The sequence below is a fragment of the Mesorhizobium sp. M5C.F.Cr.IN.023.01.1.1 genome, from assembly GCF_003997585.1.
Taxonomy (GTDB): Bacteria; Pseudomonadota; Alphaproteobacteria; order Rhizobiales; family Rhizobiaceae; genus Mesorhizobium; species Mesorhizobium wenxiniae.
On sequence record NZ_RZSU01000160.1, the window covers coordinates 1 to 11,730 of the forward strand.

Genomic DNA, 11,730 nt, shown 5'->3' on the forward strand with positions numbered 1-11,730 from the left:
AGGTTAGAGCGCGGTTTTGGTGGAACCAAAACCGCGCTCTAACTCTTTGCTTTAACGCATTTTGTCGGACGCCAAACGAAGATGCTTGGCTGGAAAAGCTAAGACGCTGCGACTTCCGCTGGTTTGGTCGCTTTTTTCTGCAGATTGAGCAGATTGCCCAGCAGGATCAGCAAGGCGCCGCCGGCGGTGAAGGCGTCAATCTGCTCCTGATAAAGCAGCCAGCCGATCAGCGCCGACAGCGGCACGCGTAAAAAGTCCATCGGCGATATGACTGTCGCGTCGGCATAGGCGAGCGCGCGGGCCATGCAGAAATGCGACGACATGCCGGTGAAGGCAATCAGCAGGATCCACGGCCACAGTTCGAGCGGCGGGTTGCGCCATTCGTAGAGCGCCGGGATAAGGCCGAGCACCGACTGAATGACCAGCATCCAGAAGATGATGGACACGACGCTGTCCGTCCGCGTCAGCGATTTGACCAGGACCACAGATATGCCGAAGCAGACCGCAGCACCCAGCACGACGATATGTCCCGGATCGACAGAGCCGACGCCTGGACGGACGATGATCACCACACCGATCAGCCCGAGCACGATGGCTGCAAGCCTTGGCCGGCTTAGTCTTTCACCAAGAAAGCCGACCGCCAGAATGGCCGTCCAGATCGGCGTCGTGAATTCGATGGAGATCAGCACGGCCAGCGGGATCAGCGTCAAGGCGTAGAGCCATGCCGCCTGGCCGACAAAATGGACGACATTGCGGGCGATGTGAGCCAAGGGGCGTTTGGTGCGCATTGCCGCAAAACCGCCGGATATCATCACCAGCGGCAGGAGGATGAAGAGGCCGATCACCGAGCGCAGTTCCAGCACCTGGAATACGTTGAGCTCAGCCGTCGTGGCGCGGCCGGCGACCGACATCGTCAGAAACGATGCGATCGACAGCGCCATCCAGAACGCGGCCCAGGGGATCGAGGGTGAGGGTGCCATGCGCGCTATGTCGCAAGCCGGGACTTTCACCGCAACCGCTAGTCGACGCATTCGGCTGGGCCAGAAGCGACGTGTTGCAAAACGGTCATGTTGAAGGCGGAACCTGCCGTCACGGCGGGCGTTGGTCCAACAGCCAGTTCATTGCAAATATCGTCGTTCCGATATCAACGAGAAGAGACCCCATGAAATCATTTGCACGATTTGTACTTGCCGGCTGCCTGGCGGCTGCAACTGGCGCAGCTCGCGCCGACGAAGCCGATTTTCTCCGCTCGTTCGAGGGGAACTTCGCCGGCAAGGGTACCGTCAAGGTAACCACCGAGGCGCCGACGGTGAACGTCTCCTGCCGCTTCAATTCCGACGCGACATCGAGTTCATTGTCGCTGGACGGCACCTGCCGCGGTCTCGTCGTGGTGACGCGCGCCATCAGTGCCGATCTGAAGTCCAGCGGGACGAAGTACACCGGCACCTATGTCGGATCCCGCACCGGGCCGGCACAGCTCAGCGGCAAGCGCTCGGGCAATGCGATCAATCTCGGCATCCGTTGGGCCAGGGAGGTCAACGGCGATCGCACGGCGCAATTGACGGTCGAGAAGAGCGGCGAGGACGGCATGCGGCTGACCGTTATCGACGTCGACCCGAAAACCGGCGAGCGCGTGATGACCAGCCGGATCGATTTGCGTCGTATCTGAAGCCCGCTCTTAAGCATGATCTTTTCCACACCGGATTCCACTTTTCGGGAATCATGCATCAGTCCTCGATCGGCTCGGGCGGGTGGGCATTGCTGCCCTTGCCGAAGGTGTAGCCGGTCTCCACCGCTCTGCGGCCGAACTTGTCGCGCAGCGTGTCGATGGCGCCTTCGGCCATGGCGCGCTTGCGCGACTGGATATCGACGAGATCGGGCGGATCGGCCTTGTCGTCATTCGAGAGGTCGCTGACACCGATACCGAGCAGCCGGTATTTCGTACCATCCGTCTCCTTGCGCAGCAGGTCGAGCCCGGTCGAAAAAATGCGGTCGGCCAGCCGTGTCGGGTCGCCAAGCTGGCGGTTGCGCGTGCGGGTCTTGAAATCCTGCGTCTTCAGCTTCAGCACGACGGTGCGCCCGGCAATGCCGGATTTCTTCAGCCGCCCCGAGACCTTTTCCGACAGCGCTCTGAGCACCGAAACCAGTTCATCCAGGGAGGAGATGTCGGTGTCGAAGGTGGTCTCCGCCGAGACGCTTTTCGCATCCTGGTCGGGATGGACGCGGCGGTCGTCCTCGCCGCGCGAAAGATGGTAGAGCCGGTCGCCCATCACGCCGTAGCGGCGCATCAGGTCGCCGCGCTCCATGCGCTGCAGCTGGCCGATTAAGCGGATGCCGTCCCGTTCAAGCGTGGCGGCGAAGGCTTTTCCCACGCCCCAGATCAGCGTCACCGGCTGCTCGGCCAGAAAGCCTGATGCCTCGGCCTCGCCGATCACCGAAAAGCCGCGTGGCTTGCGAAAGTCCGACGCCACCTTGGCCAGGAACTTGCAGTAGGACAGGCCTGATGAAACGGTGATGCCGATCTCTTTCTCCACGCCGAGCGCGAAGCGTGCCAGCACCACCGCGGGCGGCAAGCCATGCAGGCGGTCGGTGCCGGCAAGGTCCAGAAACGCTTCGTCGATGGAGATCGGCTCGACCAGCGGCGTCAGCGCCTGCATCATGGCGCGTACCTCACGGCCGACGCGTGCGTATTTTTCCATGTCCGGCGGGATGACAACCGCTTCCGGACAGGCTTCGAGCGCCTTGAACATCGGCATCGCCGAGCGCACCCCGTGGATGCGGGCGATATAGCAAGCGGTGGAGACGACGCCGCGCTTGCCGCCGCCGATGATCAACGGCCGGTCCTTCAACGCCGGGTTGTCGCGCTTTTCGACCGCAGCATAAAACGCGTCGCAATCGATATGGGCGAGATGCAGCCGATAGAGCTCCGGATGGCGGGCAAGTCGTGGACTGCCGCAGCGTTCGCAGCGCCGTGCCTCGCCGCGCTGAAAGGTCAGGCAGTCGCGGCAAAAACCGTGATCGGGATTGTTGACAGGAGCCGCCATCGCTGCGAACATAAAGAGAACAAAGGCAATGGTACGTCAGGACGGACGCCACGACAAGGCGGTGGGCCGGGAGAGAGCTCATGAATACGACCATAGCGCCGCTGGTGCCTGAGCTTTGGGCTGATTTCGAAGATCTTTTCGGTAAGCAAGGCGCCTGCTACGGCTGCTGGTGCACACATTTCCGGATGTCGCCGGCAACGCGCCGCGCCAGCGACCGGCAGCGCAACAAGGACCACATCAAGGCGCGGATCGAGGCCGGGCCACCACCGGGCCTGCTGGCTTTCGAGGATGGCAAGGCGGTCGGCTGGATGCAGATCGGCCCGCGCGCCGACGTGCCCGAATGGAACAATAGGGGCAGGGGGTCGGCGCCGGTCGATCCTGCCGACGCCACGGATCCGGGCGTCTGGGCGATCTCCTGCTTCTTCATACGCGTCAAGGCGCGCGGCAGGGGCGTGACGCACCGGCTGGTCGAAGGCGGCATCGAGTTTGCTCGCCAGAATGGCGCGCGGCTGGTCGAGGCGTGTCCGACCGACCTGTCGAAAGATTCGCGTTCGATCGGGCTGTTCGTCGGCTCGTCGCGGGTCTTCGAGAAAGCCGGCTTCGAGAGGCTGGTCGAGCGCAAGGCGGGCCGACCGCTGATGCGATTGATGCTTTAACCAGTGCTGCTGTGCGCGCCGCGATGCGTTTCACCGGGGCGATCGCCAGGATGACCGCTCGGACGTCTATGATCTTCTTCGCGCACTCGATCTTCTTTCCGTGCGCGGCGTGCAGGTGACGAATATGAGCCTGTCGGGTCCTGCGAATGCCCTTCTCGAGCAGTTTGTCCGGAAATTTTCTGAAGGCGGCATGGTGATCGTCGCCGCTGCCGGCAATGGAGGTCCCAAGGCCGGACCTGCCTATCCGGCGGCCTACGCGGAATGATCGCGGTGACGGCGGTGGACCGCATGAAACGCCCCCTACAGGCGTGCCAGCCGCGGCGAGCATATCGACCTGGCCGCCCCCGGCGTCGAAGTATGGACAGCCGCGTCGGTCAGCGGCGCAAGAACGGTGCCCGGTACCTAGCGCTCAGGAGGGATTGCACCTCGCCCGTTTCGGCTTACGGTTACGATTGGAGTTTTCTACCAGAAGAATAGCAACGGAGATTCTGCGTGAACCGTGTTCTGCCGGCCGTCTTTGTTCTCTCGCTCAGCGCGCCTGCCTTCGGCCAGACCGTCGATGGCGAGGGTGCGAAGCAGCTCTCCGAAAATCTGTCTCGCTACATCGGCAGTAAGGCGATCGACAGCGGATTCCTGAAGGTTTCCGTGGAAGGCGACGCTTACAAACTCGCCGTCGACTTCAAACCTGTCGTGAACCTGTTGGCGACGCAGCATTCCTTCAAGTTCGACTTCAGCCCCTACGCATTCCTCGTCAAGCCAAGCAGCAACGGGACGTGGAATGTCTCTGCGGATTTGTCGCCAAGCGGGTCCTTCGAGTTCATGGGGCCGGAAGGCCCGCAGAGCATGCAATTCTCGATTACCGACGGCAACTTTTCCGGCGTCTACGATCCCGAATTGGCGGCTTTCACCAGTGCCACACAGTCGATGGCCGGCATGACGATGAATTCCCAGGACGCCATGCAGCGCGCCAAAGTGAGCACCGGCGCCGGTATCGCCACGATGAGTGCGACCAAAGCTGCGAATGGCGGCGTGGATTTCACCGCGACGCAGACGGTCGCCGATTTTGCCGAAACGCTTGATTTTGACGATGCCAAAAGCGGGCTGAAATTCCCGCTTACAATCAAATCGCCAGAACTGTCGGTGAATGCGACCGGCAAAGGGATGCGGACAAAGCCATTTCTCGATCTGCTGGCATTTGCCGTCGCCAATGAAGACGAAGCCAAGCTGAAGGCCAACCAGGCGCAGCTCAAATCGCTTTTACTCGCCGCGCTGCCGCTGTGGGAGCGGATCGACGGAAGCTACGGATTCAAGGATGTCACTGTCGAAAGCCCGGTCGGGCATTTCGGAGCGACGGAGCTGGGCACCAGCTTCGGGACCGACGGCATCGCCCAGAACGGAGCAGTCAACTATACGATCAAGGCCGCAGGATTGACGATCCCTCAGAATCTTGTGCCCGCCTGGGGTGCGGCGCTGCTGCCCACCGACATCAATCTGAATTTCGGCGGCGCCAACATCGATCTTGACAGTATGGCGAAAAAGGCGATCGAGGCCTTTGATCTCAACAATAATCCGCCGCTGCCGGCCGACTTTGGCGATCGGATCAAGGCTGATTTCATGGCCAAGACGCCGAAATTTGTCATCGGCCACAGCACGGTGAAGAATGGCGACATGGAAATCGCAATGGAAGGCGAGATGACGTTCCCCGGCATGAAGCCCGAGGCAAATGTGACGATCGATATCGCAGGCTATGACAGAATTGTGGAAAGCCTGCAGGCGGCGGCGAAGTCGGAGCCGGAAGCCGCGCAATATGTGCCGGTGGCGCTTGCGATCAAGGGATTCGGCAAGACGCTGCCGGACGGTCGCATCGAATGGGTCGTCAACGGCAAGCCGGACGGTTCGGTCACGGTCAATGGTGTCATGGTGAAGCCGGCCGATCCGGTTGCGAATGATGACGGCGACGACAGCGAAGAAGAAACGACGCCGTAGGCGTTTTCGCGATCCGGTCGTCACTCATATCGAATGTTCATGGTCGTCGTCGCCAAGCGGCAGCGCCCGCAGCGCCTTGCCGACGGAAGCCGGCGGCGTGCTGGTTTCCGCCGCGAACCGCATGAGCGTCGGCTCGTGGGCGAGGATGAACTGCAGCACGCCGGCCAGGAAACCCGGCTCGCCGGCTGCCTGGCGGATGGAATGCGCCTCGATGCCGGTGATCGCGAGGAAACGGGGCAGAAGTTCCGGATCGGCGGCGACGAAGCCCAATGCCTTCACGGCAATGGTTTCCGCTTCCTCGCGCATTGACGCTGCGTTTGCCATCACTACCTTCTTGCGCGGTGGAACGAGTCTCTTTTCGGCAGTAATCGCAAGCGTCGCCTGCGGCAAGCCATCTAACTCTGCAATGCGGTGTCCGAGGTGAAATCCGAAGCTTTTCCGGCAGCCGGTTTCCGTTTCGTCAATTATATTGCCGTAGAGTCGAGCAGGGTTTGGTGCGTACCGGCGAGGGCGCATGACGGCAACCTTCAAGCGGAAGGCAGGCCGAGACGGGAATTTGATGCCTAAGAAGGTCATGATCGTCGAGGACAACGAGCTCAACATGAAGCTCTTTCGGGACCTCATCGAAGCGAGCGGTTACGAGACGGTACGCACGCGCAACGGCCTGGAAGCGCTGGATCTGGCGCGACTGCACAAGCCGGACCTTATTTTGATGGACATCCAGCTGCCCGAAGTGTCGGGGCTGGAGGTGACCAAATGGCTGAAGGAGGACGACGACCTCCATGTCATACCGGTCATTGCCGTCACTGCATTCGCGATGAAGGGCGATGAGGAGCGTATCCGCCAAGGTGGCTGCGAAGCCTATATTTCCAAGCCGATCTCGGTGCCGCGTTTCATCGAAACCATCAAATCCTACCTGGGCGACGCCTGATGCGCCCTTCCAGCCGAGCCGGAGCTTTATGAGATGACTGCACGGATCCTCGTCGTCGACGACATCCCTGCCAATGTGAGGCTGCTCGAGGTCCGGCTGCTTGCCGAATATTTCGAGGTGCTGACCGCCACGAACGGGATGGACGCGATCGAGACCTGCGAAAACGGCAAGGTCGATGTCGTGCTGCTCGACGTGATGATGCCTGACATGGACGGGTTCGAGGTCTGCCGGCGGCTGAAGAGCGACCCGGCGACGTCGCACATCCCCGTCGTCATGATCACCGCGCTCGACCAGGTTTCGGACCGGGTGCGCGGCCTCGAGGCCGGTGCCGACGATTTTCTGACCAAGCCGGCCAACGATCTGCAGCTGATGACGCGCGTCAAAAGCCTGGTCAGGCTGAAGACGTTGACCGACGAGCTGCGCTTGCGCGCCTCGACCACGCGCAATATCGGCATCGAGGAGCTGTTGAGCCGCAACTTCGCGTCCGCAGACACCACGCCGAAGGTTCTGCTGATCGACGAGCGCAAATCCTCCTTCGAGCGCGTCCAGAAAATGCTGCGCGGCACCGCCGACCTCGACATCGCCACCGATCCGCATGCCGGCTTCTTCCTGGCCGCCGAGACGCCCTATGAATGCGTGATGATCTCGACGGCCTTTGCCGATTTCGATCCGCTCAGGCTCTGCTCGCAACTGCGTTCGCTCGATCGCACCCGTTTCGTGCCGATCATCCTTCTGGCGCAGGAGGGTGAGGAGGGGCGCATCATCCGCGGCCTCGAACTCGGCATCAACGACTATCTGATGCGGCCGATCGACCAGCAGGAGCTGACCGCTCGGCTGCGCACGCAGGTGCGCCGCAAGCGCTACAACGACCAGCTGCGTGCCAGCGTCACCCAGACCATCGAGATGGCGGTGACCGACGCGCTGACTGGGCTGCACAATCGCCGATACCTCGACAGCCACCTGCAGACGTTGTTCGACCGTGCCGTGGCGCGGCGACGGCCGCTGTCGATGATGATCACCGATCTCGACCGCTTCAAGACGATCAACGATGCACATGGCCATGACGGCGGCGACGAGGTGCTGCGCGAATTTGCGCGGCGGCTGCGCAAGAATGTGCGCGGCATCGATCTCGCCTGCCGTTTCGGTGGCGAGGAGTTCGTCGTGGTGATGCCGGACACGGACGGCGCCGTCGCCGAAAAGGTCGCGGAGCGCATTCGCGCCGAAATCGCCCTTATGCCGTTTGCCGTCGGTCACGACGGCAAGACGATCGAGGTTACCGTCAGCGTCGGCGTGTCGTCGGTGCTGAAGGGGGTGGATACAGTTGCCGGGCTGATGAAGCGCGCCGACCTCGCGCTCTACGAAGCCAAGAGCGCCGGCCGCAACCGCGTCGTCGCCAAGGCGGCGTAAGGCCGATTCTCCATTCAGTGCGACAGGGTTACGAATTTACCTTAATGCAAGCGATTCGCCGGGCTTGGTTAAGAAATTGTTGATTTTCACAGGCTGTTGCGCAAATGTGCAGACCAATGACGGAACCGGCGCGAGGTAGATAGCCGGATCGATCCGAAGAATACCCCATGATTCAGGTCCGCCGCATCTCCTGGGTCCGTGGGGTCGGCCGGCCGGCGCTGGCACATAGTGGCCTCCTCGTACCGCTGCCAAACGCCGACCGGCCCCCGTTCTCAAAATGCATCACGACTCTGCAACAAGCGTTGGACATTTTGGACTTTTTCGAAGCCTTGAAAACAAAAACGCCGCCCATAGGGGCGGCGTTTTGGCGTTAAAGCAGGAAACCAGATTACTTGATCTTGGTTTCCTTGAACTCGACGTGCTTCTTGGCAACCGGATCGTATTTGCGGAACGACAGCTTGTCAGTCTTGGTGCGGCTGTTCTTGCTGGTCACGTAGAAGAAACCGGTGTCGGCGGTCGACAGAAGCTTGATCTTGATGTTTGCGGCTTTGGCCATTGTGTTCGTCCGTTATGTTCGTGGAGTTTTGGCCGCTGGAGCACGGGGAAACACCCGGACGCGGGAAACTTGGCGCGACACATAAAGAACGCGCCCGGAAAGTCAACCCCGTGAGGCGGCCTCTTCCTTCTCCTTGTGGGAGAAGGTGGATCGGCGCGCAGCGCCGAGACGGAAGAGGGGTGCTGGACGGAATGCCGTCAGTGTCAAGCTGGAGCACCCCTCATCCGACCGCTTCGCGGCCACCTTCTCCCACAAGGGGAGAAGGGAAGGCCGCTGCTGTCGCAAGCACCGGAGCCAACTGGCAGCGGAACTGTCCGATTCTACGCATCTTCTTTAACTGGAGCGGCCTTCTTCCAGTCTCCCGTGGTGTTCCACCAGCGGTTCGGGTTGGAGCGGTCGTCCAAGCCCTTGGAGCGGCTGGCGAGGATCGGCTGAATGCGGATCACCGGCTCCTGATAGCTGTGGGCCTGGAATATCGCTTCGACAATGCGGGCGGCCAACGCCTGATCGTCGGGCAGTTCGAACGACACCTCCACCGTGCCATGCCGTCTGCGCAATTCCGTCTCGGCGCCTGCAGCCGCGCCTTCGAGTGGCCGGTAGCGCTCGATGCCGTGCGCCGACTGGTAGGCATTGCTGTCATATTTGCCCATGGTCAGCGGAGCGACCGCGACCACAGCTTCCATGATGCGGTCGACATCGGAGGCCGGCGCTTGAAAGGTCACAAGCAGCAGCAATTCCATCCGCACCGATTTCGTTTCAAACCCGGAGTCGATCATGGCGGCATCCTCAAATTCGTGGCGTGTTGCTGACAATCTACCCTGGTGCTGCTGACACGGTCATGTCAGCAGCCTTGCGCCACATGAGGCATCGATCGGGTCTTTCTACAGGATTTTTCGGGCGAGCCTGGCGCCGACCAGCGCGATATAGAAGGCGAAGAACACGCCGAGCGCCCAGCCGAAGCCGGAGGGTCCGAAAAGGTCCATGCCGATGCCGATCGCCTGCGGGCCGAGCACCATGCCGACACCATAGCAGAGCACGAAGGCAGCGTTGGCCGAAGCCAGGTCGTGACCGGAAAGCTTCGAGCCGAGATGGGCCAGCCCGATCGTGTACATGGCCGCGACCACGCCGCCCCAGACGAACAGAAGCGCCGCCATCAGATGCCAGTCCTGCGCGAAGTGCGGCATGAAGATAGTGCCGGCAAGCCCGATGGTTGCACACACCAGAAGCAGATAACGGCGGTCGCTGACACGGTCGCTGATCATGCCGAGCGGGATCTGCAACAGCACGTTGCCGAGGCCGATCATGGTGAGCAGGAGGGCGGCATCGGCTTCGGAATAGCCGATGCGGTTGCCATAAACGGGGAACAGCGCAAAGCCGCCGGTCTCGACCGCGCCGAACACCAGCACCGCGGCGGTCGCCGTCGGCACCAACCAGATGTAGCGCAGGAAGTTGCTGGTTTCGCCATTGGAAACGATCGTCGGGCTCTCGTTGCGTGCCGCCAGAACTGGGATGGCGGCCAGCGTCACCAGCGCCATGATGACGCCGAAGGGCAGGAAGCCGGTGCTGCCGAGTTGCGCGAACAGCCACGGCCCGGCGGCAAAGCCGAGCGACAGCACGGTGGCGTAGATGCCGAGGACGAGACCGCGCCGGTGTGGCGGCGCCGATGTGCTGATCCAGAATTCCGACAGGATGAACAGCACCGTCAGCGCGATGTGCAGCAGGACGCGCAGCGGAAACCACATCCAGAAGTCCGGCGCGAAATGGAAGCCGACAAAGGCCAGCACTCCCGTTGCGATCATAGCGAGCATCGTCCAGGCGACGCCGAAGCGCATGGCGAGCGGGGTGGCGAGCGGTGCGCCGACGATCGAGGCGAGGCCGGCGACAGCGGTGTTGAAGCCGATCATCGACGCCGAATGGCCGCGCGTCTCGAGAATGACGCTGAGCAGCGGCATGCCGAGGCCGATGGCGATGCCGACGACGCTGATCGACGAGATCGCCGCGATCATCGGCAGCCAATGGACGCGTTCCTCGACCTCTTGCTGGGTATCGACCGTCATGGGATGTGAATGCTCTATGCTCTACAGAATTTCGCGAACGAAGCGATTGCGGACAAGCCGGTAGAACGGCACGGAACCACCGGGGCGCAGCAGCGGATCATCGACGAGCCGCTTTTCCAGCTCCTCGAGGATAGCCCTGGTGATGTCGGGAATATCAGCTTCTCTGGCCTTGGCGAGCGGCAGCCAGACCAGTTCCTCCAGCTCGTTGGTCGGACCGCCGTCCGGCAACTCCACGGCGACATCTTCGCGCCAGGCGCTGAAGAAGCGCGTGTCGAAGCGCCGCACCCGGTTTGGCGGCGTGATGGCGCGCGCGACGAAGCGCAGCGCTTCCAGCGAGGGTCTTACGCCGTGCTCGGCAAAACCCTGCCAATCGCGCCTGGTCGTGGCGAAGGCGCCCTTTTGGCCGATCAGCAGGCCGGCTTCTTCATAGGTCTCGCGAATCGCCGACAGGGCGATGGCGCGGGCGCGGGCCGGACTGGTACGGCCGACGCCGGCGGTCAGCCTCGCCTGTTCCTCAGGTTGCAACGCTGTGGCAACGGGAATTCGGCTGTCGGCCGGATCGGTACGACCACCGGGAAAGACGAATTTCCCCGGCATGAAGGCGTGACGGGCGTGGCGCCGGCCCATCAGCACCAGGAACTCGTCGCCCTTGCGGTCGAGCAGGATCAGCGTCGCGGCGTCGCGCGGGCGTATAGGCTTGGCCTCGAGCGCGATCCGCTCAACCTTGTCGACTTCCGCCTTGGTCATAACGTCCATGCGCACGACCTAGCGGAATCTTCTCCGATGCGAAAGTGGCGTCCAGCCATGCCGATTTGCGCCAGCCTCGGTTTCAAGCCTCGGGATGCGACTCGATCAGATCTTCTTCTCCACCGAAGCCGTGCATATAGAACGCCCATTGCAGGCCGATGACGGCGCCCTTGACCGGCTGCAGCAAGACGATTGCCATGAGGATGGTCAGCGGCACCCAGAGGGCGATGTGCTGCCAGGTGGACCAAGTGGAGGTCGCTTCGACACCCATGAAGGCGCCGAGCACGATGTGGCCGACGATAACAACCACCAGATAGGCCGGCAGGTCGTCGGCGCGGTGGTGATG

13 protein-coding genes and 1 pseudogene are annotated in these 11,730 nt (G+C 62.0%); 6 read left to right on the forward strand and 8 right to left on the reverse strand.

Annotated features, from left to right (window positions below; translation table 11 throughout):
• Positions 1-98: 98 nt before the first annotated feature.
• Positions 99-980 (reverse strand): DMT family transporter, encoded by an 882-nt coding sequence (locus EOA78_RS33135; RefSeq protein WP_127319722.1) that lies wholly within the window; start codon positions 978-980, stop codon positions 99-101.
• Positions 981-1,162: 182 nt separating this feature from the next.
• On the opposite strand from EOA78_RS33135, the gene EOA78_RS33140 reads away from it, so the two are divergent.
• On the forward strand, positions 1,163-1,669 hold the full coding sequence (locus tag EOA78_RS33140) for a hypothetical protein (protein ID WP_127319724.1): 507 nt from the start codon (positions 1,163-1,165) through the stop codon (positions 1,667-1,669).
• 58 nt (positions 1,670-1,727) lie between these two features.
• Here EOA78_RS33140 and EOA78_RS33145 read toward each other — a convergent pair whose 3' ends face one another.
• Positions 1,728-3,056 (reverse strand): DNA polymerase IV, encoded by a 1,329-nt coding sequence (locus EOA78_RS33145; RefSeq protein ID WP_127319726.1) that lies wholly within the window; start codon positions 3,054-3,056, stop codon positions 1,728-1,730.
• Positions 3,057-3,124: 68 nt separating this feature from the next.
• Between EOA78_RS33145 and EOA78_RS33150 the strand changes: the two genes are divergently transcribed.
• The 3 genes and pseudogenes from EOA78_RS33150 to EOA78_RS33160 all read left to right on the forward strand — a co-directional run bounded on the left by EOA78_RS33150 (position 3,125) and on the right by EOA78_RS33160 (position 5,686).
• Positions 3,125-3,700 (forward strand): GNAT family N-acetyltransferase, encoded by a 576-nt coding sequence (locus tag EOA78_RS33150; RefSeq protein WP_127319728.1) that lies wholly within the window; start codon positions 3,125-3,127, stop codon positions 3,698-3,700.
• A gap of 22 nt (positions 3,701-3,722) precedes the next feature.
• A pseudogene (locus tag EOA78_RS33155) lies at positions 3,723-4,088 on the forward strand (S8 family serine peptidase); the annotation flags it as partial.
• 104 nt (positions 4,089-4,192) lie between these two features.
• Positions 4,193-5,686 (forward strand): hypothetical protein, encoded by a 1,494-nt coding sequence (locus EOA78_RS33160; RefSeq protein ID WP_127319730.1) that lies wholly within the window; start codon positions 4,193-4,195, stop codon positions 5,684-5,686.
• 24 nt (positions 5,687-5,710) lie between these two features.
• On the opposite strand, the gene EOA78_RS33165 is transcribed toward EOA78_RS33160, so the two are convergent.
• Positions 5,711-6,010 carry a DUF3572 domain-containing protein gene (locus EOA78_RS33165; protein WP_127319732.1) on the reverse strand — a complete coding sequence of 100 codons (300 nt, stop codon included), beginning with the start codon at positions 6,008-6,010 and terminating at the stop codon, positions 5,711-5,713.
• Between the two features lie 250 nt (positions 6,011-6,260).
• Here EOA78_RS33165 and EOA78_RS33170 point away from each other — a divergent pair, with 250 nt between their 5' ends.
• Positions 6,261-6,617 (forward strand): response regulator, encoded by a 357-nt coding sequence (locus EOA78_RS33170; RefSeq protein WP_287247952.1) that lies wholly within the window; start codon positions 6,261-6,263, stop codon positions 6,615-6,617.
• Between the two features lie 33 nt (positions 6,618-6,650).
• Positions 6,651-8,024 carry a PleD family two-component system response regulator gene (locus EOA78_RS33175; protein ID WP_127319734.1) on the forward strand — a complete coding sequence of 458 codons (1,374 nt, stop codon included), beginning with the start codon at positions 6,651-6,653 and terminating at the stop codon, positions 8,022-8,024.
• A gap of 388 nt (positions 8,025-8,412) precedes the next feature.
• On the opposite strand, the gene rpmG is transcribed toward EOA78_RS33175, so the two are convergent.
• The 5 genes from rpmG to EOA78_RS33205 form a co-directional block, all read right to left on the reverse strand.
• On the reverse strand, positions 8,413-8,580 hold the full coding sequence (rpmG, locus tag EOA78_RS33185; protein ID WP_006201775.1) for a 50S ribosomal protein L33: 168 nt from the start codon (positions 8,578-8,580) through the stop codon (positions 8,413-8,415).
• A gap of 320 nt (positions 8,581-8,900) precedes the next feature.
• Positions 8,901-9,356 carry a hypothetical protein gene (locus tag EOA78_RS33190; RefSeq protein ID WP_127319736.1) on the reverse strand — a complete coding sequence of 152 codons (456 nt, stop codon included), beginning with the start codon at positions 9,354-9,356 and terminating at the stop codon, positions 8,901-8,903.
• 105 nt (positions 9,357-9,461) lie between these two features.
• Complete coding sequence (locus EOA78_RS33195; RefSeq protein ID WP_127319738.1) at positions 9,462-10,637, reverse strand: MFS transporter; 1,176 nt, start codon at positions 10,635-10,637, stop codon at positions 9,462-9,464.
• 21 nt (positions 10,638-10,658) lie between these two features.
• Positions 10,659-11,393, reverse strand: a complete 735-nt coding sequence (locus tag EOA78_RS33200) for an NUDIX domain-containing protein (RefSeq protein WP_127319740.1) — start codon at positions 11,391-11,393, stop codon at positions 10,659-10,661.
• Positions 11,394-11,466: 73 nt separating this feature from the next.
• A partial coding sequence (locus EOA78_RS33205; RefSeq protein ID WP_127319742.1) for a DUF983 domain-containing protein occupies positions 11,467-11,730 on the reverse strand: 264 nt, incomplete at its 5' end.